Below are 25024 nucleotides of genomic sequence, written 5' to 3' on the forward strand. Positions count from 1 at the left end.
CTTTCACCCTTCTGCGATCTGGTCGCCGGGTCAGAGCTGATCGGGCAGCTCGATCTCGCCTTCGAACACGGTCACCGCCGGGCCGGTCATCATCACCGGCTCGCCCGGGCCGGCCCAGGCAATATTGAGTACGCCCCCATGCGTCTGCACCGCCACCGGCGAATCCAGCAGGCCGCGCCGGATGCCCGCGACCACGGCGGCGCAGGCGCCGGTACCGCAGGCCAGCGTCTCGCCGGCACCGCGTTCATAGACGCGCAGATTGATATGGTGGCGATCGACCACCTGCATGAAACCGGCATTGACGCGCCTGGGGAAGCGCGGATGATGCTCGATCAGCGGGCCGTCGCTCAGTACCGGCGCCGCTTCGCTGTCCTCGACCAGTTGCACTGCATGCGGATTGCCCATCGAAACCACCGAGATCCAGATTGTCTTGCCGGCCACGTCCAGTGGCCACAAGTTGTCCTCGGCCTCGCTGCGGTGCTGCAGGCCGCGGCTGTCGAATGGGACGTCGGCCGGGGTGAGGATGGGTGCGCCCATGTCCACGGTGATCTGGCCATCGTCTTCCAGGCGCGGTTCGATCACGCCGGACATGGTTTCCACGCGGATGGCGCGCTTGTCGGTGAGGCCCTTTTCAGTGACGAAACGGACGAAGGCGCGGGCACCGTTGCCGCACTGCTCGACCTCGCCGCCGTCGGCGTTATAGATGCGATAACGGAAATCGATGTCTTCGCCTTGGGCTTTTTCGACCACCAGCATCTGGTCGGCGCCGACGCCGAAGCGCCGGTCGGCGATGAATTGCCACTGGGTGGGCGTGAGCGAAATGGCCTGGTGGATGGCGTCGAGCACGACGAAGTCGTTGCCGGCGCCGTGCATCTTGGTAAATTTGATTTTCATGGACACATTATAGGATGGCCCCGGCCGCCCGCGCTTGCCGTCAGCTTTCGTCCTGGTCGCGGCCGTAGACGTCGGGCTCGCCAGGCGGGCGGGTCTTGAAGCGCTTGTGGGCCCAGAAGTATTCGGCCGGGTGTTCCCGTACCCGCTCCTCGATGAAGGCATTCATGCGGCGGGTGGCCGCCACGATGTCATCGCCCGGGTAATCGGTCCAGGCCGGGTAGTAGGTTGCCTTCCAGCCCTTGTAGTCGGGCAGGAAGGTGCATACCACCGGCACCACGGCTGCGCCGGTGGCGGCGGCGATGCGGGCGGTGGCGGTCAGGGTCGCCGCTGGCACCCCGAAGAAGGGGACGAACTCGGCGTCGCGGATGCCGAAGTCCATGTCCGGCAGCATCAGGAAGGGAAGGCCCTTGCGCATGGCGCGGATGATGGGTTTGACGCCCTGCTCGCGCGAGAGCAGTGTGGCCGGACGGAAACGCAGGCGGCCCTTCAGCAGGGCGCGGTCGATGACCTCGTTGCGTTGCTTGGTATAGATGGTGCAGGCCGAGTATTCGGAGAATACGCCCAGGGTGGCGCCGGGAATCTCCAGGCAGACGAAATGCGGGGCCAGCAGGATGGTCGGCCCCTTGGCGAAGGTCTCCAGCGGCATGCCCGGTTCGACCCGGATCAGCCGACGCAGGCGCGAGACCGGCGCCCACCACAGGATGCCGCGTTCCAGCGCACTGCGGGCGAACAGCCGGAAATGCTCACGGGCAATGCGTACGCGCTCTTCCTCGGTCTTTTCTGGGAAGCACAGGCGCAGGTTGGTCAGCGTGATATGGCGCCGGGGGCGCATATAGATATAGAGCAGGGAGCCGATGCCTTCACCCAGGCGTCCCAGGATGGGCAGGGGCAGCCAGTGCAGCAGCCACATGATGGCCAGGAGCAGTCTCATGCGCGGGCCTCCCCGGGCCGGGTCACCCCGGGTGGCGTCTTGTAGCGGTTGTAGCTCCAGATATATTGGGCCGGGCAGTGTGCGATCAGTTGCTCCATGGCGGCATTGATGGCCCGCGCCTGCTGCTCGGGGGAGCCGTCGAGTTCACCCTCGAAGGGGACGAAGCGGACCGCGAAGCCGCGCCCCCAGGACAGCCGCTCGGCGTAGGCCAGCAGGATCGGCGCCCCGCTCATCTGTTGCAGCTTGGCCGGCAGGGTCATGGTGTAGGCGGGCTTGCCGAAGAATTCGGCCCACACGCCCTCTCCGTTCTGCGGCACCTGGTCCGGCAGCAGGCCGATGGCCTGGCCGTTCTTCAGGGCCTTGAGGAGGATGCGTACACCGGCCAGGTTGGCCGGCGCCAGATGCAGGTTGGCGCGGGCGCGGGCGCCCTCGATCAGCGGCTTCAGGGCGGCCTTGCGGGGCGGGCGGTACAGCACGCTCAGACTGGCATGGTGCGCCACCGATTGCGCCGAGATCTCGAAGCAGCCCAGGTGCGGGGTCAGGAAGACGATACCCTTGTGCGCATCCAGCGCCTGCTGGACCAGCTCCCAGTTGACGATGCGCGCGGTGCGCAGCACCCGGTCCGGATGGGCACACCAGATGAAGGGCAGCTCGAACATGCCCTTGCCTGCCTCGCCGACCGCTTTGAACAGGCTGGCGCGATGGCCGGCCAGAGTGATGTTGTCGCGCAGCCGGCGGCGATAGGAGGGGGACAGCAGGAAGACCAGCCAGCCCACGATCACGCCCATGGCATGCAGGACAGGCAGGGGCAGGAAGGACAGCAGGCGGAATAAAGAAACGAGCATACGTGCCGATAACGGTTGGGCGGAGTGCTTCCGCCGCCAAATTGCAGAAAATTGCAAGAGGCGTAAAATAGCACAAGCCGTCGAGTTAATGACAACTTGCGAGACGGGGTACAAATTTCGCTAAAGCGTCGCAGGCACGACTAACGATGGGCCGCGACATGGGTAAATCGTTTCCAGTCAGAGGCTTGCATGTCCAACGAATATCTCTTCACTTCCGAATCCGTTTCCGAGGGTCATCCCGACAAGGTCGCCGACCAGATCTCGGATGCCATCCTGGATGCCATCTTCACCCAGGATCCGCAATCGCGCGTGGCCGCAGAAACCCTATGCAACACCGGTCTGGTGGTGCTGGCCGGTGAAATCACCACCCGCGCCAATGTCGACTACATCGATGTGGCCCGCGAAACCATCAAGCGCATCGGCTACGACAATGCCGACTTCGGCATCGACTACAAGAGCTGCGCCGTGCTGGTCGCCTACGACAAGCAATCCCCTGACATCGCCCAGGGCGTCGACGAGGGCAAGGGAGTGGACCTGGAGCAGGGCGCCGGCGACCAGGGCCTGATGTTCGGCTACGCCTGCAACGAAACCCCGGAACTGATGCCGGCTGCCATCTACTATGCGCACCGCATCGTGGAACGCCAGTCGCAACTGCGCAAGGATGGCCGCCTGCCCTGGCTGCGTCCGGACGCCAAGTCCCAGGTCACCCTGAAGTATGTGGACGGCAAGCCGGTCGCCATCGACACCGTGGTGCTGTCGACCCAGCACTCGCCCGAGATGGACCAGAAGGACATCCGCGAAGCTGCCATCGAGGAAATCATCAAGCCGGTGCTGCCGGCCGAATGGCTCAAGAACACCCGTTACCTGATCAACCCGACCGGCCGCTTCGTCATCGGCGGTCCGCAGGGCGACTGCGGCCTGACCGGTCGCAAGATCATCGTCGATACCTACGGCGGTGCTGCACCCCATGGTGGTGGCGCCTTCTCCGGCAAGGACCCGTCCAAGGTGGACCGTTCGGCCGCCTATGCCGGCCGTTACGTGGCCAAGAACATCGTCGCTGCCGGCCTGGCCGAGCGTTGCCAGATCCAGGTGTCCTATGCCATCGGCATCGCCAAGCCGACTTCGGTGATGGTGACCACCTTCGGCACCGGCAAGATCAGCGACGAAAAGCTGGCGCAATTGGTGATGGAACACTTCGACCTGCGTCCCAAGGGCATCGTGCAGATGCTGGACCTGCTGCGCCCGATCTACGCCAAGACCGCCGCCTATGGTCACTTCGGCCGCGAAGAGCCGGAATTCACCTGGGAACGCACCGACAAGGTCGCCGCCCTGCGCGCTTCGGCCGGCCTGTAATACGCACCCTGCCAGCGCGGACCGGGCATTGACTAACGCCCGGCCCGCGCTACAATGCTGTTCCCGCGGATGAACGTCTTCATCCGCTCCCCGTACCGATGTCGGCATTGCGTCCGGTACGTCAATCCTCACAATGCCTCACCGCCGCAAGGAGCGTTGCGACAGGGACAACCCCTGCCAGGCTTGCAGCGATGAACAGGTGCACTGCGCCTGGCAACCGCGCTCACGTTACTTTTTTTCTGGCTTTTTCATGAAAGGAGGGCGTGAACAGCGCCATTGCCATGACTACTCAACAAGACTACATCGTCGCCGACATCAACCTGGCCGACTGGGGCCGCAAGGAAATCAAGATCGCCGAGACCGAAATGCCGGGCCTGATGGCGATCCGCGAGGAATTCGCTGCTTCCCAGCCCCTGAAGGGTGCCCGCATCACCGGTTCGCTGCACATGACCATCCAGACCGCCGTGCTGATCCAGACCCTGGAAGCATTGGGCGCGCAAGTGCGTTGGGCTTCCTGCAACATCTACTCCACCCAGGATCACGCTGCCGCTGCCATTGCCGCCAACGGCACCCCGGTGTTCGCCGTCAAGGGCGAGAACCTGGACGAATACTGGGAATACACCCACCGCATCTTCGAATGGACCGACGGTGGTTATTCCAACATGATCCTGGACGACGGCGGCGACGCCACCCTGCTGCTGCACCTGGGTGCCCGCGCCGAGACCGACATCTCTGTCCTGGCCAAGCCGGACTCGGAAGAAGCGGTCTGTCTGTTCAACTCCATCAAGCGCTACCTGGCCAAGGATGCCAACTGGTACTCCAAGCGCTTGAAGGAAATCAAGGGCGTCACCGAAGAGACCACCACCGGCGTGCACCGCCTGTACCAGATGCACAAGGAAGGCAAACTGGCCTTCCCGGCCATCAACGTCAACGACTCGGTCACCAAGTCCAAGTTCGACAACCTGTACGGCTGCCGCGAATCGCTGGTGGACGGCATCAAGCGCGCCACCGACGTGATGATCGCCGGCAAGGTCGCCATCGTGGCCGGCTACGGTGACGTCGGCAAGGGTTCGGCCCAGGCCCTGCGCGCGCTGTCGGCCCAGGTCTGGGTCACCGAGATCGACCCGATCTGCGCCCTGCAGGCCGCCATGGAAGGCTATCGCGTGGTGACCATGGACTATGCCGCCGAACATGGCGACATCTTCGTCACCTGCACCGGCAACTACCATGTGATCACCCATGAGCACATGAAGAAGATGAAGGACCAGGCCATCGTCTGCAACATCGGCCACTTCGACAACGAAATCGAAGTCGCCGCCCTGAAGCAGTACACCTGGGAAAACATCAAGCCGCAGGTCGACCACGTGATCTTCCCGGACGGCAAGCGCATCATCCTCTTGGCCGAAGGTCGTCTGGTCAACCTGGGTTGCGCCACCGGCCACCCGTCCTACGTGATGAGCTCGTCGTTTGCCAACCAGACCATTGCCCAGATCGAACTGTTCGTCAACACCAAGGCCTACCCGGTCGGCGTGTACACCCTGCCCAAGCACTTGGACGAGAAGGTCGCCCGTCTGCAGTTGAAGAAGCTCAACGCGCAACTGAGCGAACTGACGCCGGAACAGGCTGCTTACATCGGCGTGAAGATCGAAGGCCCGTACAAGGCTGAGCACTACCGTTACTGATCCCTGTCCGGGCCGGCCAATGCCGGCCCGGCAGCCTCAGCATCGTTTCGCGCCCGTGCGCTTGCAAGGCCCCTGCGGGTATTGCAAGCTCACGGGTGTCACCATCATTCCCCGACGGGGTCGAAAGGATTTTCCGTGCGCCTGTTGCTGACCTGGCTCATCAATGCCCTGGCCTTGCTGGCCGTTCCCTACCTGATGCACTCGGTGCAGGTCGATAGCTTCGGTTCGGCCCTGCTGGCCGCGCTCATCCTGGGCTTCGTCAATACCATCGTGCGTCCGGTGCTGGTCGTGCTGACCCTGCCGGTGACCGTGGTCACGCTGGGTCTGTTCATCCTGGTCATCAACGGCCTGATGTTCTGGGTGGTGGCGCAACTGGTGGGCGGCTTCCACGTGGCCGGATTCTGGTCTGCCGTGGGCGGCGCGCTGCTCTATAGCATCGTGTCCTGGGCCCTGTCCACCCTGTTGCTGAAATCGGGATCGAATCAATGAGTACACATAATTTCAGTATCGAATTCTTTCCGCCCAAGACCGCAGAGGGCGCGGAAAAACTGCGCACCACCCGCGCCAGGCTGGCCGCGCTCGCACCCAAATATTTCTCGGTGACCTTCGGCGCCGGTGGCTCGACCCAGCAGGGCACCCGTGACACCGTGCTCGAAATCATCGGCGAAGGCCATCAGGCTGCACCGCACCTGTCCTGCATCGGCAGTTCGCGTGCCAGCCTGCGCGCCATCCTGGACGATTACCGCACCAACGGCATCAGGCGTCTGGTGGCGCTGCGCGGTGACCTGCCCAGCGGCTATGGCGCCATGGACCAGGCGTCCAGCGAATTCCGCCATGCCAACGAACTGGTCGAGTTCATCCGTGCCGAGACCGGCGACTGGTTCCACATCGAAGTGGCGGCCTACCCGGAAATGCATCCCCAGGCCCGCTCGCCGCAGGATGATGTCCAGAATTTCGCGCGCAAGGTCAAGGCCGGCGCCAATGCGGCCATCACCCAGTATTTTTACAACGCCGATGCCTATTTCCGCTTCGTGGACGAAGCTGCTCGCCTGGGCGCGACCGTGCCGGTGGTCGCCGGCATCATGCCCATCACCAATTACTCGCAGCTGATGCGCTTCTCGGACATGTGCGGCACCGAGATCCCGCGCTGGATCCGCCTCAAGCTGGCCAGCTATGCCGACGATACCGAATCGATCCGCGCCTTCGGCCTGGAAGTGGTGACGCAGCTGTGTCAGCGCCTGCTGGCAGGTGGTGCGCCGGGCCTGCATTTCTATTCACTGAACCAGGCTGCGCCTACCGAGGCGATCTGGCAGCAGCTGGTGAAGTAAGGCCACAAGGCAGACAAGCCAGGCAAGCCGGATCAGGATGGTCCGGCTTTTTTATTGTTCAGTCGGCATCGGTCAGGATGGCGTCCAGCGGCATGTCGTGCGGCTGGGCCTCGAAGTCCACCAGGCCGAAGCCATAGCACACCCCCAGCGCCAGGGGCCGCGGCGTACTGGACAGGGTGCGATCATAGAAGCCGCCCCCGTAACCCAGCCGGAACCCGGCCTCGTTGAAGCCGACGCAGGGAATCAGCAGGGCCTGCGGCTGGACCACTGCGGTACCTGCCGGCGGCACCCTGGTCCCCATGGCATCCTTTTCCAGGACATCACCCGGGCGCCAGCGGCGAAATTCCAGCGGCATCTCCCGACCCACCACCACCGGCAGGCACAGGTCCACGCCGTGCGCTGCCAGCGCGTTATAGGCGTCAGCCAGATCGGGTTCACGCCGTATCGGCTGATATACCGCCAGGCTGGTGATAGCCGAGCCGACCCACCAATCCACCACACGCTGGCCGATGCGCTGATCGGCGCGCAGCTTGTCCGCGTCGCCCAGGGCCTTGCGACGTCCCAGCAGGTCGGCGCGCAGGGCATTCTTGCGCAGCACCGCGAGGGCCTGTTCGGTCTCCGGCGCGGGTGCATCGCGTGCTATGCTTGGGTTCATTATTTGTTCCATCAATCTGCATGAAGAAGCTTGCATGAGTATGCGTCCGAAGAATCATCCGTTCAACCAGCGCCTGCGTGCGCTGGCCGCCTCCCTGGCGCTCCCCCTGGCCCTGGCGACCGGCACCATGCTGGCCACCGCACCGGTGGCGCACGCCCAGAAACGCCTGGCCCCGGACGCGGCGCCGGACGACATCTTCCTGGCCCTGCGGCAGGCCGCCGCCAGCGACAATGCCGCGCTGGCGCAGGACCTGGCCGCGCGCCTGTCCGGTTACGAGCTGGCCTCCTACGTCGACTACTACCGTCTGAAGCCCCGTGTGCGCGATTACAGCGCCAGCGAGCAGGAGATCCGCGATTTCCTGGCGCGCTGGGATGGCCAGGCCATCGTCGATCGCCTGCGCAACGACTGGCTGCTGGCATTGGGCAAGACCGGCAACTGGACCGTCTTCGATGAGCAATACCCCAAGTTCGTGCTCAACGACGATGTCCAGGTCAAGTGCTTCGCCTTGAACTCGCGCGCCTTGAAGGGCGAGAACGTGGCCGAAGAAGCACGCGCCCTGTTGAGCAACCCCAAGGATTACGGCCAGGGCTGCAGTGACCTCATCGCCACCCTGGCCCAGAACGGTCAGTTCAGCCAGGCCGATGTCTGGTTCCAGATCCGCCAGGCCGCCGAGAACGGCAATGCCACCGTGGCACGGCGTGCGGCCGTGCTGGTCGACAGCGGCGATGTGGCCGTCACCCAGGTCATGGACCGTCCGGCGCTGATGCTGGCCAAGGGACCCGGCAAGGGCGCCGCCAATCACCAGCTCTACATCATTGCGCTGGGCCGCATCGCCAGGAGCAATCCGACCCAGGCCGCCACCTATCTCGGCGATGCCGGGCGCAACATGACGGCGCAGGAAGTCGCCCAGGGCTGGGCCCAGATCGCGCTGGCGGCGTCCTACAAGCTGGCGCCGGAAGCCTCCGATTACTGGCGCCGCGCCAAGGATGCTCCGCTCACCCAGGATGGCATGCAGTGGAAGGTCCGGATGGCCCTGCGCGACGGCGACTGGAAGACCGTGCGCAAGACCATCGAGGCCATGCCGGCCCCGCTGCGCAGCGACACCGCCTGGGTCTACTGGCTAGGCCGTGCGCTGAAGGAAGAAGGGCAGACCGACGCCGCGCGCCGCCTGTTCGAATCGATCGCCCCCAACTTCAGCTTCTACGGCCAGTTGGCCCTGGAAGAGCTGGGCCAGAAGATCAGCATCCCGCCCGGACCGACGCCGCCTGGCGCTGGCGAGGTGGCGCTGTATTCGCAGAATGCCGGCTTCAAGCGTTCGCTCAAGTTCTATCAGCTGAACCTGCGCTTTGAAGCCATTCGCGAATGGAACTGGGAATTGCGCAACATGAGCGACCGCCAGTTGCTGGCTGCGGCCGAATATGCGCGCCAGAACGATGTACTGGATCGCATGGTGAACACCTCCGACCGCACCCGCAGCGAGTTCGACTTCACCCAGCGCTTCCCGGCGCCGCACCTGCCCGAGATGAACGCGGCCACCAGGCCGCTGGGCATGGAGAATGCCTGGGTCTATGGCCTGATCCGTCAGGAGTCGCGCTTCATCAAGTCGGCCCGCTCGCATGTGGGCGCCTCCGGCCTGATGCAGCTGATGCCTGCCACCGCCAAGTTCGTCGCCAAGAAGATCGGCATGAGCGAATTCACCGCCGACCAGGTCAATGACATCAACACCAACCTGCTGCTGGGTACCAGCTATCTGGACATGGTGCTCAACAACCTGGAGGGTTCGGAAACCCTGGCTACCGCCGGCTACAATGCCGGTCCGGGGCGGCCGCGCACCTGGCGCGCGACCTTGCCGCGCCCGGTGGAAGGGGCGATCTTCGCCGAGATCATTCCTTTCAATGAAACCCGGGGCTATGTCAAGAACGTGATGTCCAATGCGACTTACTATGCGGCCATGTTCGAGAACCGCCCGCAATCGCTGAAGCAGCGCATGGGCATGGTGGCGCCCAATTCCAACGTCGCCACCGACCTGCCCTGATCCCATCGCCCGCGCCGTCGGCAATGGCCGGTGGCCAACAGGAAATCGGAGAGTGACAAATGGCAGTCAGGAAGATCCTCGTCATCGGTGGTTCCGGCTTCATCGGCACGCGGCTGGTGGAACTGCTGGGCAGCAGCACCGCTTATCGCATCATGGTCCCCACGCGCCGCTACGAGCGTGCCAAGCATCTGCTGGTGTCGCCGGTGGTCAGCGTGGTACAGGCCGATATCCATGACGACGCCGTGCTGGCGCGGCTGGTGGCCGAGGCTGATGCAGTCATCAATCTGGTCGGCATCCTACAGTCGCGTCCGGCACGCGGTGGCGCGCCCTATGGCCCCGACTTCGAACGCCAGCATGTCCTGCTGCCGCGCCGTATCGTCGCCGCCTGCGTGCGGCAAGGCGTACCGCGCTACCTGCACATGAGCGCCCTGTGCGCCGATGCCCAGGGGCCATCGATGTACCTGCGCTCCAAGGCGGCCGGCGAACAGGAGGCACTGGCCGCGCCGGCACTGGATGTGGCCATCTTCCGGCCGTCGGTGGTGTTTGGCGAGGGAGACAACTTCCTCAACATGTTTGCCGGCCTGAACCGGATGTTCCCGGTGATCCCGCTGGGCAGCGCCCAGGCGCGCTTCCAGCCGGTCTATGTGGGTGACGTGGCACAGGCCTTCGTCAATGCGCTGGCGTTGCCGCGCCTGGGCGGCAAGGTGTTCGAGCTGGGCGGGCCCAGACAGTACGCCCTGCGTGATCTGGTGCGTCTGGCGGGCTGGTACAGTGGCCATCCGCGCCCGGTGGTGGGCTTGCCGGATGCCCTGGGCTGGCTGCAGGCCTTCGCCCTGGAACACCTGCCCGGCAAGCTGATGAGCCGCGACAACGTGGCCTCCATGCAAGTGGACAACGTACTGCACGGCCCCATTGCAGCCGAACTGCGGCTTGCCCCCAGGTCGGTGGAGGAGATCGTCCCCGGCTACCTGTCGTCGCGCAGCCCGCAACAGCAATTCGACCTTTTTCGCAGCACCGCGCGGCGCTGAGCCTGTCGCTCACCGCGCTTTTCGACCTTGAAGAAACGAGCCCCCATGCAAGACACTGAACTTGATCCGGTACTGTCCGAGACGCTGCAAAAAGCCGGCCGCCACATGCCCACGCTGGTGATCGCCAACAAGAACTACTCGTCCTGGTCGATGCGACCGTGGGTGGCCATGGTCGCCTTCGACATCCCCTTCAAGGAAGTGCGCGTGCTGCTGGACCAGCCCGATACCGCCGCCGACATCGCCCGCTACACCGGCTCCGGCCGCGTGCCGGTGCTGCTCGATGGCGACATCGCGATCTGGGATTCGCTGTCCATCTGCGAATACCTGGCCGAACAGTTCCCCGATCGTGGCCTGTGGCCGGCACGCACCGATGCCCGCGCCATCGCCCGCAGCATCTGCGCCGAGATGCACTCCGGCTTTACCGGCGTGCGCAGCGCCATGAGCATGGACATCCGCGGTCGTTACCCCGGCCAGGGCCGTACCCCCGAGGCGCAGGCCGATATCGGTCGCGTCTGCGAAATATGGGAAGAATGCCTGTCGCAGTTCGGCCATCACGATTTCCTGTTCGGCGATTTCTCCATCGCCGACGCCTTCTACGCGCCGGTGGTGATGCGCTTCGTCAGCTACCAGGTGCCGCTGGCCCCGGCCCTGCAGGCCTACGCCGACCGTGTGCGCGAGCATCCGGCCGTGGCGCGCTGGATCACCGAGGCGCTGGCCGAGAAGGAAATCCTTCCGGGCCACAAGTGAGACCGGTCCGATGAAGATCTACACCGTCGGCGGCGCAGTGCGCGACGGCTTGCTGGGCCTGCCGGTGAAGGACCGCGACCACGTGGTGGTCGGTGCTACGCCACAGCAGTTGCTGGACCTTGGCTTTCGCCCGGTGGGCAAGGATTTCCCGGTGTTCCTGCATCCCGAGACCCAGGAGGAATACGCCCTGGCCCGCACCGAGCGCAAGACCGCGCCCGGCTATAAGGGCTTTGCCTTCCACGCCGCGCCCGACGTCACGCTGGAAGAGGACCTGGCGCGCCGCGACCTGACCATCAATGCCATCGCCCAGGACGAGGATGGCACCCTGGTCGATCCCCATCAGGGCCGCGCCGATATCGAGCGCCGCGTGTTCCGCCATGTCTCCGAGGCCTTCATCGAGGACCCGGTACGCATCCTGCGGCTGGCGCGCTTTGCGGCGCGCTTCGCCGATTTCAGCGTGGCTCCCGAGACCCAGGCGCTCATGCAGCGCATGGTCGAAGAGGGTGAAGTCGATGCCCTGGTGCCCGAACGCGTATGGCAGGAGCTTGCACGTGGCCTGATGGAGCGCAAGCCCTCACGCATGTTCGAGGTATTGCGCAGCTGCGGCGCATTGCAGCGCATCCTGCCCGAACTGGCCGCGCTGTGGGGCGTGCCACAACCGGAAAAGTGGCACCCCGAGATCGATACCGGCGTGCATGTCATGCTGGTGGTGGACTGGGCAGCCGCACAGGGTTTCTCCTTGCCCATCCGCTTCGCCGCGCTATTGCACGACCTAGGCAAGGGCAGCACACCGCCCGAGATGTGGCCGCGCCATCACGGTCACGAAGCGCGTAGCGAGCGTCTGGCCGAGCAGGTCTGCGCCCGCCTGAAGGTACCCGGTGAATGCCGCGACCTGGCACTGATGACGGCCCGCGAGCACGGCAACGTCGGCCGCGCCTTCGAGATGCGTCCCGATACGCTGGTCAGGTTCTTCGCCCGTTGCGACGCCTTCCGCAAGCCGCAGCGCTTCATCGACATGCTGCGCGCCGCCGAGTGTGATCATCGCGGCCGCACCGGCCTGGAGCTGCAGCCCTTCCCGCAGGCGGCGTATCTGGAGGGTGCGCTGCAGGCTGCGCAGCGGATCGATGCCGGCGCCATTGCCGGCCAGCAGACGCAGCCGCAACGCATCCCCGAGGCTATCCTGGCAGCCCGTACCGCCCAGGTCGAGGCCTTCGTCGCGCAGCACCGGCCGCTGCCGCACTGATCCCAGAGGCCAGCATGAGCAATCCGTTCTCCAGACTGATACGGCGGCTGCGCGGTGCACCGCCCGCCGGCGCCGACAGACAGGAGAAGCCGCATGTCTTCGTCAAGGAATTGTCGCCGCGTTCGCGGCGCCACCTGTTGCGCCACTTCCTGGCGCTGGAAGAAAAGGATCGCCTGCTGCGCTTCGGCTCCAAGCTCTCCGACGAGATGGTGACGCGCTACGTCGAGGGCATCAACTTCGAACGCGATACTGTCTTCGGCGTCTACGATCGCCGGCTGCGCCTGCTGGGCGTGGGCCACCTGGCCTTCGCGCCCAAGGAAAGCACGCGCATCAGCGGCGCCACGATCAAGCCGGTGGTGGCCGAGTTCGGCGTCTCGGTCACGGCTGCGGCGCGCGGTCTGGGGGTGGGCACGCGCCTGTTCATGCGGGCGGCCATGCGTTGTCGCAATGCCGACGTCGATACGCTGTACATGCATTGCCTCTCTTCCAACAAGGTGATGATGCACATCGCCAAGAAGGCCGGCATGGAAATCCACCGCGACTATGGGGAGGCCGATGCCTACCTCAAGATCAAGCCGGCCAACTCTGCAACCGTGTTCCAGGAGGCCGTGGAAGAACAGGTCGCCATGCTCGACTACATCGTCAAGGCCAACTTCAAGGCCCTGCTCAAATGGGGCGCGCGCGTGACCGGCATCGGCAGCGGCAGGAAGGACCCGCCGCCGGGCGCGTGAATCCATTCTTGTGCCACCGCACATGACCATCCCGGCCAGCGGGCGCATAATATGCGCCTCACTTTGATAACGGGTTTGCCATGAGCACCAATCCCAACACCGACGATTTCTTTGCCACCGTCGCCACCAAGTCCGATAGCGGCGCCCTGCGCGGCGACTACAGCCAGGCTGACGCCAACTATGTCGTGGCCCAGAACTGGGACGCCTATACGCCGGCCCAGCACGCGCTGTGGCGGCGTCTCTACGAACGCCAGGCGCGGCTGATTCCCGGTCGCGCCTGCGACGTCTTCATCGACAGCCTCAAAGCCCTGGACGTCTCGCACGGCATCCCGCGCTTCGACCAGACCACTGAAGCGCTCTACAAGGCCACCGGCTGGCAGCTGGTGGCCGTGCCTGGCCTGGTGCCGGACCACACTTTCTTCGAGCATCTGGCCAACCGCCGCTTCCCTGTCACGGTCTGGCTGCGCGAGGAACACGAATTCGACTACATCGTCGAGCCCGATGTGTTCCATGACTTCTTCGGTCACGTGCCGTTGCTGTTCAACCCCATCTTCGCCAATCACCTGCAGGAATACGGCAAGGGTGGCCTCAAGGCGCTCAAGCTCGACGGCCTGGCCTATCTGGCGCGCCTGTACTGGTACACCATCGAGTTCGGCCTGATCCAGAGCGAACAGGGCCTGCGCATCTATGGCGCCGGCATCCTGTCCTCGGGTGGCGAGGTCGAGTATTGCCTCTCCAGCGACCAGCCGCGCCGTGTGCCGTTCCATGTGGAGCGCATCATGCGCACGCTCTACAAGATCGATACCTATCAGGAAACCTATTTCGTCATCCGCGATTTCGAGCAACTGTTCAATGACACCGCGCCTGACTTCACACCCATCTACGAGCGACTGAAGCAACAGGAAGCGCTGGCTGCACACAGCCTGCTGCCGGGCGAGATCAACCTGCCACCGAACCGCTGATTTCGGCAGGCATGAGCGGCGGCCTCGCGGAAGAAATTCGAGGCCGCCGCTCAGTTAGGCGCCCCTTCGCAGAGAGGGTGATGCAGGTCAAGAAGGCGGCGTCTCCGGTACCGACAATGATTGGCTTCATTGTCCGTCACCGAGGAGTCAGCCATGTCACCCAAGCCCATCCTGTCCACCCTGCTACTGGCCGCCAGCGCCCTGGTGGTGCCGCCGCTCGGCGCCGCCGGGAAAGAACCGATCACTCCCATCCCACCCGCCCGCGTCACCCATCGCGCCATGGTCGAGCTGGGCAAGCAGCTGTTCTTCGATCCCCGCCTGTCGCGCTCCGGCGCCATCTCCTGCAATTCCTGCCACAACCTGTCGATGGGCGGGACCGACAACCTGAAGACCTCCATCGGCCACAACTGGCAGCAGGGACCGATCAATTCGCCCACCGTGCTCAATGCCAGGTTCAATACCGCGCAGTTCTGGGATGGACGTGCCGTCGACCTCAAGGCCCAGGCCGGTGGTCCCATTGCCAACCCCAAGGAGATGGCGTCCTCGCATGCCCTGGCGGTGGATGTGCTGCAGTCTATTCCGGGTTATGTGGCTGCCTTCAGGCAGGCTTTCGGTCACGACCGTCTGGGTATCGATGAAGTGACGCAGGCCATCGCCGCCTTCGAAGAAACCCTGGTCACGCCCAATTCGCGCTTCGACAAGTGGCTCAAGGGCGACCGCAAGGCGCTCACCAAGGTCGAGCTGGACGGCTACCGCTTGTTCAAGTCGGCCGGCTGCGTGGTCTGTCACAACGGCCCGGCGGTGGGCGGTAATTCCTTCCAGAAGATGGGTCTGGTCGCGCCCTACCTGACCAGCAATCCGGCCCAGGGACGCGTCGATGTCACCGGCAAGGAAGAAGACCGTTTGCACTTCAAGGTACCGACCTTGCGCAACGTCGCGCTGAGCTATCCCTACTTCCACGACGGTGCTGCCGCTACTCTTACCGAAGCCGTCGATACCATGGCGCGCGTGCAACTGGGGCGGCAGTTCAGCGCCGATGAAAATGCCAAGGTGGTGGCTTTCCTGAAGACCCTGACCGGCGAGCAGCCGCGCGTGAGCCTGCCGGTGTTGCCACCCTCGACCGAGAAGACGCCACGACCCCGTCCCTTCGAACAGCCCTGAGCGAGCGGACATAAAAAAAGCGGATCCGGCAGGGGAGTCCGGATCCGCGAGCTAGTGGTGCTTTCAACACTAGAGGGGAGGAACCTTGCACAGTAACGGATAACCAATCAATCGCTGTTCAAGTGAGGTCTATTAAACGTCAGCGGCGAAGCTGGTCCAATGGCTTTTACTGGTTGTTACATTCACGTCTTGCTTGTAACACCTGAACTTATTGACCTATTTTTTTTCAGCCGGAAATATTGTTGTTTTTCCCTTTCCGGCATTTTCTCCTTCGCAAAACCTTAAATGCCGCAGGACCTGCGGAAACTGTTTCCAGCATGCCAAAAAAGCCCGGAAAGCCTGCTGCGGCGCGCGTAGCGGGCCGATCACCCTTGTGCTAACTTGATACCACAACATTAAGAAAACCCGGTCCACAAGGCCGAGGTGTTCCTTTTTCCCGACAGTTCCAACGATGCTGCTGACGGGAGCATGTGCAGGCAAAAACAAGATTTTTGGCACGGAGACCACATGAACGCACCCCTACCCGCCGGGCAGCGCCTGCTGCTGGACGATGTATCACTGGACGACAAATATGCGCTGGAGCGCGGCCGCGTCTTCATGACCGGCATCCAGGCGCTGGTACGCCTGCCGATGCTGCAGCGGCAATACGATGAACGCGCCGGGCTCAATACCGCCGGCTTCATCACCGGCTATCGCGGCTCGCCCCTGGGCGCGGTCGACCAGACCGCCGAGAAGGCCCGCAAATACCTCGAAGCGAAACAGGTTCGCTTCCATCCCGGCATGAACGAGGACCTTGCTGCCACCAGCGTGTGGGGTACGCAGCAGGTCAATCTCTTCAAGGATGCGCAATACGATGGCGTGTTCTCGCTGTGGTACGGCAAGGGACCTGGCGTGGACCGCTGTGGCGACGTCTTCAAGCATGCCAACATGGCCGGCACGTCCAGGCATGGCGGTGTGCTGGTGATCGCCGGCGACGACCATGCCGCCAAGTCTTCCACGGCGGCACACCAGAGCGAACACATCCTCAAGGCCTGCGGTATCCCGGTGCTCTATCCGTCTTCGGTGCAGGAGTATCTCGACTACGGCCTGCATGGCTGGGCCATGAGCCGCTATACCGGCCTGTGGGTGGCCATGAAGTGCGTGACCGACCTGGTGGAGTCCGGGATGTCGGTGATGATTGATCCCGATCGCGTCAAGATCCAGCTGCCGGAAGACTTCGCATTGCCACCTGATGGCCTCAACATCCGCCAGCCCGACACCGTGCTGGGCCAGGAAGCGCGGATGATCAACTACAAGTGGTACGCCGCGCTGGCCTATGCCCGCGTGAACAAGCTCAACCGCATCATCTGGGACAGCCCGCGGGCGCGCATCGGCATCATCACTGCCGGCAAGTCCTATCTCGATACGCGCCAGGCCCTGGAAGACCTGGGCATCGACGAACAGGTCGCCGCCGACATCGGCATCCGTCTCTACAAGGTCGGCATGACCTGGCCGCTGGAAGCCGAAGGCGTGCGCGAATTCGCCCAGGGGCTGGATGAAATCCTGGTGGTGGAAGAGAAGCGCCAGATCCTCGAATACCAGTTGAAGGAAGAACTCTACAACTGGCGCGACGATGTGCGCCCGCGCGTGGTCGGCAAGTTCGACGACACCGGCGAATGGAGCGGATCGCAGCGCGAAGGCCATGGCAACTGGCTGCTGCCGGCCACCTATGAACTGAACCCGGCGCAGATCGCGCGCGCCATCGCCACCCGCATCTCGCGCTACTTTGCCGGCCATCCGGTGGAGCAGCGCGTGCGCACCCGCGTGGCCTATCTGGAAGCCAAGGAAGCCGCACTCAACATCAGCAGCAAGCCCGACCCCGACAAGGACCGCATCCCGCATTTCTGTTCAGGTTGTCCGCACAATACCTCCACCAAACTGCCCGAGGGCAGCCGTGGCCTGGCCGGTATCGGTTGCCACTACATGGTGACCTGGATGGACCGTGAAACCAATCTCTTCACCCACATGGGCGGGGAGGGCGTGACCTGGGTCGGGCAGGCGCCCTTCACCAGCGAGAAGCACGTGTTCGCCAACCTGGGCGATGGCACCTACTTCCACTCCGGTCTGCTGGCAGTAAGGGCCTCGGTCGCCGCCAAGGTCAATATCACCTACAAGATTCTCTATAACGATGCGGTCGCCATGACCGGCGGCCAGGAGTTCGATGGCCCGCTCGATCCGGCCATGATCTCGCGCCAGCTGGCCGCCGAGAACGTGGGGCCGATCATCGTCGTCACCGACGAGCCGGACAAGTATCCGGCCGACACCCGCTGGGCCGAAGGCGTGACCATCCGCCATCGCAGCGAACTCGATGCGGTCCAGCGCGAGCTGCGTGAGAAGCCGGGCGTATCGGCCATGATCTACGACCAGACCTGCGCCTCGGAAAAGCGTCGTCGCCGCAAACGCAATGCCTATCCGGACCCGGCCAAGCGCGCCGTCATCAACGAAGCCGTGTGCGAAGGCTGCGGTGATTGCAGCGTGCAATCGAACTGTCTCTCGGTGGAGCCGCTGGAAACCGAGTTCGGCCGCAAGCGCCAGATCAACCAGTCGTCCTGCAACAAGGATTATTCCTGCGTCAACGGCTTCTGCCCCAGTTTCGTGACGGTGGAAGGCGGGCAGTTGAAGAAGCCCGCCCGTGCCAAGGCCGCCGCCGGCCCGAGCTTGCCGGCGCTGCCGCAGCCTGTGCTGCCGGGGCTGGCCCAGCCCTACGGCATCCTGGTCACCGGCGTCGGCGGCACCGGCGTGATCACCATCGGTCAGATCATCGCCATGGCCGCGCACGTGGAAGGGCGCGCCTGTTCCGTGCTGGACATGAGCGGCCTGGCGCAGAAGGGTGGACCGGTGATGTCGCACGTGCGCGTGGCCGAGGACGTGGCCCACATCCATTCCACCCGGGTGGGGACCGGCATGGCCGATCTGGTCATCGGCTGCGACGTGATCGTCACCGCCAGCCGTGACGCGCTCTCCCGCATGGGCGAGGGACGCACCCACGCGGCTGTCAATTCGACCCAGATGCCGACCGCGGCCTTCGTGCGCAATCCGGACTGGCAATTCCCTACGGCCTCCAGCGAAGGTGAGATCGCGCGCGCCTGCGGGCGGGACCACCTGTCGCTGGTCGATGCCGGCCGCATCGCCACGGCCCTGATGGGGGACGCCATCGCGACCAATATGTTCATGCTGGGCTATGCCTGGCAACATGGCTGGGTGCCCTTGTCTGAAGCCGCCCTGCTGCGCGCCATTGAACTCAATGCGCTGCAGGTCGACTTCAACAAGCAGGCCTTCGCCTGGGGCCGGGTAGCGGCGCATGATGTCGAGTTCGTGCTCAATGCGGCCGGCCGCGCCGGCATGAGCGCACAGGTGATCGAGTTCAAGCGCACGCCTTCGCTGGAGGAGCTGGTGGAGCGACGCGTGGCCTTCCTCACCGACTATCAGAACGCGGCCTACGCGCGCAGCTATCGGGAGGCGGTGGAAGAGGTACGGGCGCGCGAGAGCGCGCTGGGCGAGGCCGGACGTGGCCTGAAACTGAGTCGCGCGGTGGCCACCTATCTGTTCAAGCTGATGGCCTACAAGGATGAATACGAAGTCGCGCGCCTCTACACCGAGCCGGCCTTCCGCGCCAAGATCGCTGGCATGTTCGAGGGCGACTACAAGCTGCGCTTCCACCTGGCGCCGCCACTGCTGGCACGCCGCGATGAAAAGGGCCACCTGCGCAAGCAGGCCTTCGGCAGCTGGATGATGCCGGCCTTTGGCGTACTGTCCAAGCTGCGCTTCCTGCGCGGCACGGCCTTCGATCCCTTTGGCTACACCGAGGAACGCAAGCAGGAGCGGGCGCTGATCACCGAGTACCGCGCAACGCTTTCGCGTCTGCTGACGCGGCTCACGCCGGAGAATCTGGAGCAGGTGGTCGCAGTGGCCCGCATTCCGGAAGAGATTCGCGGCTATGGTCACGTCAAGGAGCGCCATCTGAACGCCGCCATGCAGAAGCAGGCGGCCTTGCTGGCGCAACTCGAACAGGGCTCCTCGCAGCAGCCGCACTCGCCGCCAGGGGGCGGCAAGCGCGCCGCCTGAACGACAGGCGGAAATGGCGTGATGGTCAGGGCAAGTCGGGAACAGCCGGATAAGTCAGGTCAGCGGATCAGGCCAATCGGCCGCCGCTGACCCTTTCGATGCCGGCCAGGTCGCGCCAGCTCTGTACCTCGGCGAATCCGGTGCCGGCCAGCAGGGCGCGCACGGGGGCGGCCTGGTCGTAACCGTGCTCCATCAGTAGCCAGCCACCGGGCAGCAGGTGCGCCGGCGCGCCATCGATGATGTGGCGCAGGTCGCTCAATCCATCACCGTGGTCGGTCAGCGCATCGACCGGTTCGAAACGCAGGTCGCCCTGTGCAAGATGGACATCTCCGGCGACGATGTAGGGCGGGTTGGAGGCGATCACCGCAAAGCGCTGGTCGGCGGGCAGGGCAGCGTACCAGTCGCTTTCCAGCAGCGTCACGCGCACCTGATGGGTCGTGGCGTTCTCGCCCGCGATGGCCAGGGCGGCAGCGCTGGCGTCGAGCGCCGTCACAATGGCATCTGGCCGCGTATGAGCGATGGCGATGGCAATCGCACCCGACCCCGTACCCATATCGAGCAGCGCGCCGCCCTGGGGCAGTCTTTCCAGCGCCAGTTCCACCAGCAGTTCGGTATCGGGCCGGGGGATCAGTACATCCGGCGTGACGCGGAAATCCAGTCCATAGAACTCGCGCAGGCCCACGATGTAGGCGATGGGCTCGCCGCGCAGGCGGCGCGTATAGAGGGCCTTGAGGGCATCGGATTCGGCGGCATCCAGGCGCCGCTCGGATTGCGTGATCAGCTGCACCCGGGACAGGCGCAGCGCGTGGCACAGCAGGATGCGGTTTTCCAGGGCGTCCAGCGGTGCCGTCTTCAATACGGTGGCCAGCGTGCAGCCGGCGTAGCTGGACAGCGGTTCCATCATTTCCAGATCGTGGTGCGCGGCGCCGGTTTGAAGGCCTGCACCGCCAGCAGCACGGCCAGCAAGGCGAACCAGATCAGCGACCAGGTCGGGATCTGCAACCCGAAGACCGGCGGCCACGGGGCGGAGCAGAAGCCATCAGCGGTGAACATCTGCGGCAGCAGCTTGGCGGTCGGCAGCTGATTGAGCGCCGTTTCCAGGGGATCGGTGGTGCAGGAAACGCCCGGATGCGCCTTCACATACAGATGCCAGATCGCGGTACCGGCGCCGCCCAGTGCGGCCAGCAGGCCCAGCGCCGCACTACCGCGTCGGGCCGCCGCCGGCAGGCAGGCGCCGATCAGCGAGAAGGCCGCCACCAGCACGAACATGTAGCGCTGGATCACGCACAGCGGGCAGGGCTGCATTTCCTCGACGATCTGCAGGTACATGGCAAAGCCCAGCAAAGCGGCGCAGACCAGCGCGACCAGCAGGAAAACCGGTTTGGATGATTTCATGGTATCGGGTAGAAATTGTTTCGGTTGGTGGGATTGTCATGACAGCGGCTCGCCGCCATGACGCGATTGTAGTGACATCCCCGCGACCCTGCATCCTGCCCCCTCAGACAGCGCGCATGGTCAGCCTCAGAGCGGTTCCCGGCGACTTGGTTCCGTCGGTCAGTCATCCCCCAGTTGCGCCAGCAGCTCGGCCTGGTGTTCGGTGATGAGCGCATTGGTCAGTTCGTCCAGATCGCCATCCATGATGAAGTCCAGCTTGTAGAGCGTCAGGTTGATGCGATGGTCGGTCATGCGCCCCTGCGGGAAATTGTAGGTGCGGATGCGCTCGCTGCGGTCACCCGAGCCGATCAGGGACTTGCGGGTGGCCGCCTCCTTGGACTGCTGTTCCCGCAGCTGCACGTCCTTGATGCGCGCGGCCAGCACCTTCATGGCTTGGGCCTTGTTCTTGTGCTGGCTGCGGTCGTCCTGGCATTCCACCACGATGCCGGTGGGCAGGTGGGTGATACGCACGGCCGAATCGGTCTTGTTGATGTGCTGGCCGCCGGCACCGGAAGCGCGGTAGGTATCGATGCGGATGTCGGCGGGATTGATGTCCACATCCTCGACTTCGTCCGCCTCGGGCATCACCGCCACCGTGCAGGCCGAGGTGTGGATGCGGCCCTGCGTTTCGGTGGCCGGTACGCGCTGCACACGGTGGCCGCCGGATTCGAACTTCAGGCGCGAATAGGCGCCGAAGCCGACGATGCGGGCGATCACTTCCTTGTAGCCGCCCAGTTCCGATTCGGAGGATGAGACGATCTCCACCTGCCAGCGCTGGCGTTCGGCGTAACGGGTGTACATGCGCAGCAGGTCGCCGGCAAACAGGGCCGATTCATCGCCGCCGGTGCCGGCACGGATTTCCAGGAAGATATTGCGTTCGTCGTTGGGGTCGCGCGGCAGCAGCATCTTCTGCAGGTCCAGCTCCAGCGCCTCCATGCGCGCCTTGGCGCCATCGATCTCTTCCTGGGCGAAGGCCTTCATGTCAGGGTCCGACAGCAGTTCCTGGGCGGTGCGGATGTCGTCACCGGCCTGCACGTAATCGTGATACAGCGCTACCAGCGGGCCCAGCTCGGCGTGTTCGCGGGTCATCTTGCGGAAGTTGTCCATGTTGGCGGTGGCATCTTCCTGGGCCAGCAGGCTGTTGAGCTCTTCCAGCCGTTCGGCAAGCTGGTCGAGTTTGGCGAGCATCGATGGTTTCATGGGGTGTCGAATCCGGTAACGTAAAACAGGGGAAGAAGGAGATATCGGCAGCCGGGGACAGGCAGCACGATCAGCCGTCTGCATCAGGCAAGGACGCAGGCGGCGGGAGAGGGGAACGCTAACGCTTGGCGCGGAACAGTTGCGGCAGCAGCGAAGCCAGCTGGCTGCGCTGTTCGCCCTGGGCGTGATGCAGGGCCTGTTGCGGGCCGTGCAGGAACTTCGCGGTCAGGCCCTTGGAGAGGGCTTCCAGGACGGCTTCCACGTCGTCGCCCTTGGCCAGCATGCGACGGGCGCGATCCAGTTCGGCCAGGCGCAGGGCCTCACCGGTTTCCTGCAGGTCCTGGATCAGCGGCACCATGGCGCGGCTGTCGATCCAGTGCATGAAGGACTGCACGCGGGTCTCGATGATGGCCTCGGCCTGCGCCACCGCTGCCTGGCGGTTTTCGACGCCGCTTTGGACCACCGAGGCCAGGTCGTCCACGGTGTAGAGGAAGACGTCATCCAGGCGGCCGACTTCGGCCTCGATGTCGCGCGGCACGGCCAGGTCCACCATGAAGATGGGTTTGTGGCGGCGCGCCTTGACGGCCCGTTCCACCAGCCCCAGGCCGATGATGGGCAGTTGCGAGGCGGTACAGGAGACCACGATGTCGAAACTGGCCAGCTGCGCCGGCAGGTCGGCCAGGCGGATGGCGCGACCGTTGAAGCGATGGGCCAGGGTTTCGCCGCGCTCCATGGTGCGGTTGGCTACCGTGAGGGTCTTGGGATTCTGCGCGGCGAAGTGGGTGGCGCACAGCTCAATCATCTCGCCGGCGCCGATGAAGAGCACGTTCTGGCCCGAGATCGAATCGAAGATGCGCTGCGACAGCCGTACCGCCGCTGCCGCCATCGATACGCTATGCGCGCCGATCTCGGTGGTGGTGCGCACCTCCTTGGCCACCGCGAAGGTGCGCTGGAACAGCTGGTGCAGGTAGGTGCCCAGACCGCCGGCGGCATCGGCCTGGCGCACGGCATCCTTCATCTGGCCCAGGATCTGCGGCTCGCCCAGGACCATCGAATCCAGCCCGGAGGCGACGCGGAAGGCGTGGCGCACGGCATTGTCCTGCGGCAGCGAATACAGGTAGGGACGCAGGTCGGCGTAGGGGATGTGGTGGTAATCGGCCAGGAACTGCGCGGTGCGGTCGATGGCGAACTCCACCCCGTCGCGCCCGGCGGCGGCTGCCGCATACAGCTCGGTACGGTTGCAGGTGGACAGGATGGCTGCCTCGCCGGCAGCGACGATCTTGTCATTGCCGCCAAACCAGGCACGCGCGGACGACACCGCCTGACCGATCTGGTCAGCGGGGAAGGCCACTTTCTCGCGCAACGAGACAGGCGCGGTAGTGTGGTTGAGTCCGACGGCGAGCAAATGCATGGAATGCGCGGCAGCAGTGCCGATGAGCTGGGATGGTGCGATCTATGAGTCCCGAAACGGACAGTTTCGAACAGTTTCGGCCCCGGTTTTGGGAATAATTATACTCTTCGGGCAATTTCGGGTTGGGACAGTCCCCGATAATCGGTATATGTCTGTGACGTGGATCAGGTTTGGCGTTGACTGAAAACGACAAAAACAACAGCCCGCCGGCCGGCCCCGGTGGTTATTCCAGCCGTTCCAGCTGATAACCGTAGCCATAGACCGTCGCCAGCTGGTAACCATTGGCCGGCTTCAGGCCCAGCTTGGAGCGGATGCGCGAGACGTGGGTGTCGATGGTACGGGTCGGGGTCTCCGGTTCGGCGCCCCAGATGCGCTCCCGCAGGAAGGCGCGCGACAGCGGTCGTCCCAGATGCTGCATGAACAGCAGCGCCAGTTCGGCTTCCTTGCGGGTCAGGGTGGCGTCCAGTTGCGGCAGCGCCGGATGGGTCACGCGCAGGCGCGCCAGGTCGACCAGGAAGCCGCCAGCCTCGATGATACTGGGCGGCGCCTCATAGGGCTGGGCCGCCGCCAGCAGCAGATCCAGACGCAAGGCCAGCTCCTGGCGCCGTACCGGCTTGACCAGGAAATCGTCGGCACCGGCCAGCAGCAGGCTGCGCAGCCAGGCCTGGTGGGCCGGTGTGCACAGCAGCAGCAGTACCGGTCGGGCCTTGGCGCTGGCAGGTGGGCGATGCCGCTGCACCAGCACCGTGATCGCCTGGAGATGCCTCTGTACGTCGTCCAGGTCCAGCACCACCAGCTGCGCGCCGTCGTTGCAGGCGGCGGCGAAGCCCTCGGCCCCACTGTAGATGGTGGCGTCGTGACGTTCGGCCAGTTGGGTCACCAGCGTGACGGTATCGCTGTCGGAGGAGATGATCCCGATTTTCATCGCATCAGGCGGGTAGCGGAAAGGGGCTGATCAAATGGACGCAAGGGCAGCCAGGGCTGCCCTTGTGCCTGCGGCGATCTGGTGTCAGGCCGCGGGGACGTCGCTGTCGGGCAGCACCACGTTCACGTCCAGCACCTCCAGATTGCCCTGGCGGTCCAGCGAGATCTTGATGTCGTCGGCATTGACCTTGGTGTACTTGGAGATGACCTCGATCAGTTCCTTGTGCAGGGCCGGCAGGAAGTCCGGACCCTGACGGCCATTGGAGCGCTCGCGGGCGATGATGATCTGCAGCCGCTCCTTCGCCGCCACCGCGCTCTTGGGCTTGCTGGGGAACAGGAAAGAAAGCAGGGACATG

At 64.5% G+C, this 25024-nt stretch carries 22 protein-coding genes and 1 riboswitch; of the genes, 12 read left to right on the top strand and 10 right to left on the bottom strand.

Annotation, left to right across the window (positions count from 1 at the left end):
* Window positions 1-30: 30 nt before the first annotated feature.
* From dapF to VE092_RS17415, 3 genes are read right to left on the bottom strand one after another with little or no spacing between them, the layout of a single operon-like run.
* The gene (gene dapF / locus VE092_RS17405) at window positions 31-894 is read right to left on the bottom strand and encodes a diaminopimelate epimerase (RefSeq protein ID WP_324878910.1); all 864 of its coding nucleotides are present in this window, start codon (window positions 892-894) and stop codon (window positions 31-33) included.
* Window positions 895-934: 40 nt separating this feature from the next.
* Window positions 935-1825, bottom strand: coding sequence for a lipid A biosynthesis acyltransferase (locus VE092_RS17410; protein ID WP_324878912.1), 891 nt, complete (start codon window positions 1823-1825; stop codon window positions 935-937).
* On the bottom strand, window positions 1822-2670 hold the full coding sequence (locus VE092_RS17415; protein WP_324878914.1) for a lysophospholipid acyltransferase family protein: 849 nt from the start codon (window positions 2668-2670) through the stop codon (window positions 1822-1824). The genes VE092_RS17410 and VE092_RS17415 overlap by 4 nt, the downstream gene beginning before the upstream one ends.
* A gap of 189 nt (window positions 2671-2859) precedes the next feature.
* Between VE092_RS17415 and metK the strand changes: the two genes are divergently transcribed.
* From metK to metF, 4 genes are all read left to right on the top strand, one after another.
* Complete coding sequence (gene metK, locus VE092_RS17420) at window positions 2860-4023, top strand: methionine adenosyltransferase (RefSeq protein ID WP_324878916.1); 1164 nt, start codon at window positions 2860-2862, stop codon at window positions 4021-4023.
* Between the two features lie 142 nt (window positions 4024-4165).
* A riboswitch (S-adenosyl-L-homocysteine riboswitch) is annotated at window positions 4166-4255 on the top strand.
* Between the two features lie 49 nt (window positions 4256-4304).
* A complete protein-coding gene (ahcY, locus tag VE092_RS17425; RefSeq protein WP_414653507.1) occupies window positions 4305-5705 on the top strand; it encodes an adenosylhomocysteinase in 1401 nt (466 codons plus the stop codon).
* Window positions 5706-5840: 135 nt separating this feature from the next.
* Window positions 5841-6194, top strand: a complete 354-nt coding sequence (locus VE092_RS17430; protein ID WP_006465147.1) for a phage holin family protein — start codon at window positions 5841-5843, stop codon at window positions 6192-6194.
* On the top strand, window positions 6191-7033 hold the full coding sequence (gene metF, locus VE092_RS17435) for a methylenetetrahydrofolate reductase [NAD(P)H] (RefSeq protein ID WP_324878920.1): 843 nt from the start codon (window positions 6191-6193) through the stop codon (window positions 7031-7033). The genes VE092_RS17430 and metF overlap by 4 nt, the downstream gene beginning before the upstream one ends.
* 58 nt (window positions 7034-7091) lie before the next feature.
* On the opposite strand, the gene VE092_RS17440 is transcribed toward metF, so the two are convergent.
* Window positions 7092-7688 (bottom strand): 5-formyltetrahydrofolate cyclo-ligase, encoded by a 597-nt coding sequence (locus tag VE092_RS17440; protein WP_324878922.1) that lies wholly within the window; start codon window positions 7686-7688, stop codon window positions 7092-7094.
* Between the two features lie 34 nt (window positions 7689-7722).
* On the opposite strand from VE092_RS17440, the gene VE092_RS17445 reads away from it, so the two are divergent.
* The 8 genes from VE092_RS17445 (at window position 7723) to VE092_RS17480 (ending at window position 19699) form a co-directional block, all read left to right on the top strand.
* Complete coding sequence (locus VE092_RS17445) at window positions 7723-9723, top strand: lytic transglycosylase domain-containing protein (RefSeq protein ID WP_324878924.1); 2001 nt, start codon at window positions 7723-7725, stop codon at window positions 9721-9723.
* 59 nt (window positions 9724-9782) lie between these two features.
* On the top strand, window positions 9783-10751 hold the full coding sequence (locus VE092_RS17450) for a complex I NDUFA9 subunit family protein (protein ID WP_324878926.1): 969 nt from the start codon (window positions 9783-9785) through the stop codon (window positions 10749-10751).
* Window positions 10752-10796: 45 nt separating this feature from the next.
* Window positions 10797-11498, top strand: coding sequence for a glutathione S-transferase family protein (locus VE092_RS17455; RefSeq protein WP_324878928.1), 702 nt, complete (start codon window positions 10797-10799; stop codon window positions 11496-11498).
* A 10-nt stretch (window positions 11499-11508) separates the two neighbouring features.
* Entirely contained in the window at window positions 11509-12741 is a 1233-nt protein-coding gene (locus tag VE092_RS17460) for a multifunctional CCA addition/repair protein (protein WP_324878930.1), read from the top strand.
* Between the two features lie 14 nt (window positions 12742-12755).
* Window positions 12756-13472, top strand: a complete 717-nt coding sequence (locus VE092_RS17465; RefSeq protein ID WP_324878931.1) for a GNAT family N-acetyltransferase — start codon at window positions 12756-12758, stop codon at window positions 13470-13472.
* 80 nt (window positions 13473-13552) lie between these two features.
* Window positions 13553-14434 carry a phenylalanine 4-monooxygenase gene (phhA, locus tag VE092_RS17470; RefSeq protein ID WP_324878933.1) on the top strand — a complete coding sequence of 294 codons (882 nt, stop codon included), beginning with the start codon at window positions 13553-13555 and terminating at the stop codon, window positions 14432-14434.
* A 153-nt stretch (window positions 14435-14587) separates the two neighbouring features.
* A complete protein-coding gene (locus VE092_RS17475; protein ID WP_324878935.1) occupies window positions 14588-15595 on the top strand; it encodes a cytochrome-c peroxidase in 1008 nt (335 codons plus the stop codon).
* A 507-nt stretch (window positions 15596-16102) separates the two neighbouring features.
* The gene (locus tag VE092_RS17480) at window positions 16103-19699 is read left to right on the top strand and encodes an indolepyruvate ferredoxin oxidoreductase family protein (RefSeq protein WP_324878937.1); all 3597 of its coding nucleotides are present in this window, start codon (window positions 16103-16105) and stop codon (window positions 19697-19699) included.
* A 67-nt stretch (window positions 19700-19766) separates the two neighbouring features.
* On the opposite strand, the gene prmC is transcribed toward VE092_RS17480, so the two are convergent.
* The 6 genes from prmC to minE all read right to left on the bottom strand — a co-directional run bounded on the left by prmC (window position 19767) and on the right by minE (window position 25023).
* On the bottom strand, window positions 19767-20600 hold the full coding sequence (prmC, locus tag VE092_RS17485) for a peptide chain release factor N(5)-glutamine methyltransferase (protein ID WP_324878966.1): 834 nt from the start codon (window positions 20598-20600) through the stop codon (window positions 19767-19769).
* Window positions 20600-21094, bottom strand: a complete 495-nt coding sequence (locus VE092_RS17490) for a disulfide bond formation protein B (protein ID WP_324878939.1) — start codon at window positions 21092-21094, stop codon at window positions 20600-20602. Before VE092_RS17490 ends, prmC begins: the two co-directional genes overlap by 1 nt.
* Before the next feature lie 159 nt (window positions 21095-21253).
* Entirely contained in the window at window positions 21254-22333 is a 1080-nt protein-coding gene (gene prfA, locus VE092_RS17495; RefSeq protein WP_006465134.1) for a peptide chain release factor 1, read from the bottom strand.
* Between the two features lie 118 nt (window positions 22334-22451).
* On the bottom strand, window positions 22452-23744 hold the full coding sequence (gene hemA / locus VE092_RS17500) for a glutamyl-tRNA reductase (RefSeq protein ID WP_324878941.1): 1293 nt from the start codon (window positions 23742-23744) through the stop codon (window positions 22452-22454).
* A 223-nt stretch (window positions 23745-23967) separates the two neighbouring features.
* Window positions 23968-24669 (bottom strand): response regulator transcription factor, encoded by a 702-nt coding sequence (locus tag VE092_RS17505; protein WP_324878943.1) that lies wholly within the window; start codon window positions 24667-24669, stop codon window positions 23968-23970.
* An 84-nt stretch (window positions 24670-24753) separates the two neighbouring features.
* The gene (gene minE / locus VE092_RS17510) at window positions 24754-25023 is read right to left on the bottom strand and encodes a cell division topological specificity factor MinE (RefSeq protein ID WP_006465131.1); all 270 of its coding nucleotides are present in this window, start codon (window positions 25021-25023) and stop codon (window positions 24754-24756) included.
* Window position 25024: the final 1 nt, after the last annotated feature.

Origin of the sequence: Herbaspirillum sp., assembly GCF_035644555.1 — a bacterium.
Taxonomy (GTDB): domain Bacteria; phylum Pseudomonadota; class Gammaproteobacteria; order Burkholderiales; family Burkholderiaceae_D; genus Herbaspirillum.

What these genes read in the sequence shown, in the direction of transcription:
- dapF (WP_324878910.1), bottom strand. Translation starts at nt 894, where the DNA reads ATGAAAATCAAATTTACCAAGATGCACGGCGCCGGCAACGACTTCGTC.
- VE092_RS17410 (WP_324878912.1), bottom strand. Translation starts at nt 1,825, where the DNA reads ATGAGACTGCTCCTGGCCATCATGTGGCTGCTGCACTGGCTGCCCCTG.
- VE092_RS17415 (WP_324878914.1), bottom strand. Translation starts at nt 2,670, where the DNA reads ATGCTCGTTTCTTTATTCCGCCTGCTGTCCTTCCTGCCCCTGCCTGTC.
- metK (WP_324878916.1), top strand. Translation starts at nt 2,860, where the DNA reads ATGTCCAACGAATATCTCTTCACTTCCGAATCCGTTTCCGAGGGTCAT.
- ahcY (WP_414653507.1), top strand. Translation starts at nt 4,305, where the DNA reads ATGACTACTCAACAAGACTACATCGTCGCCGACATCAACCTGGCCGAC.
- metF (WP_324878920.1), top strand. Translation starts at nt 6,191, where the DNA reads ATGAGTACACATAATTTCAGTATCGAATTCTTTCCGCCCAAGACCGCA.
- VE092_RS17440 (WP_324878922.1), bottom strand. Translation starts at nt 7,688, where the DNA reads ATGAACCCAAGCATAGCACGCGATGCACCCGCGCCGGAGACCGAACAG.
- VE092_RS17445 (WP_324878924.1), top strand. Translation starts at nt 7,723, where the DNA reads ATGAGTATGCGTCCGAAGAATCATCCGTTCAACCAGCGCCTGCGTGCG.
- VE092_RS17450 (WP_324878926.1), top strand. Translation starts at nt 9,783, where the DNA reads ATGGCAGTCAGGAAGATCCTCGTCATCGGTGGTTCCGGCTTCATCGGC.
- VE092_RS17455 (WP_324878928.1), top strand. Translation starts at nt 10,797, where the DNA reads ATGCAAGACACTGAACTTGATCCGGTACTGTCCGAGACGCTGCAAAAA.
- VE092_RS17460 (WP_324878930.1), top strand. Translation starts at nt 11,509, where the DNA reads ATGAAGATCTACACCGTCGGCGGCGCAGTGCGCGACGGCTTGCTGGGC.
- VE092_RS17465 (WP_324878931.1), top strand. Translation starts at nt 12,756, where the DNA reads ATGAGCAATCCGTTCTCCAGACTGATACGGCGGCTGCGCGGTGCACCG.
- phhA (WP_324878933.1), top strand. Translation starts at nt 13,553, where the DNA reads ATGAGCACCAATCCCAACACCGACGATTTCTTTGCCACCGTCGCCACC.
- VE092_RS17475 (WP_324878935.1), top strand. Translation starts at nt 14,588, where the DNA reads ATGTCACCCAAGCCCATCCTGTCCACCCTGCTACTGGCCGCCAGCGCC.
- VE092_RS17480 (WP_324878937.1), top strand. Translation starts at nt 16,103, where the DNA reads ATGAACGCACCCCTACCCGCCGGGCAGCGCCTGCTGCTGGACGATGTA.
- prmC (WP_324878966.1), bottom strand. Translation starts at nt 20,600, where the DNA reads ATGGAACCGCTGTCCAGCTACGCCGGCTGCACGCTGGCCACCGTATTG.
- VE092_RS17490 (WP_324878939.1), bottom strand. Translation starts at nt 21,094, where the DNA reads ATGAAATCATCCAAACCGGTTTTCCTGCTGGTCGCGCTGGTCTGCGCC.
- prfA (WP_006465134.1), bottom strand. Translation starts at nt 22,333, where the DNA reads ATGAAACCATCGATGCTCGCCAAACTCGACCAGCTTGCCGAACGGCTG.
- hemA (WP_324878941.1), bottom strand. Translation starts at nt 23,744, where the DNA reads ATGCATTTGCTCGCCGTCGGACTCAACCACACTACCGCGCCTGTCTCG.
- VE092_RS17505 (WP_324878943.1), bottom strand. Translation starts at nt 24,669, where the DNA reads ATGAAAATCGGGATCATCTCCTCCGACAGCGATACCGTCACGCTGGTG.
- minE (WP_006465131.1), bottom strand. Translation starts at nt 25,023, where the DNA reads ATGTCCCTGCTTTCTTTCCTGTTCCCCAGCAAGCCCAAGAGCGCGGTG.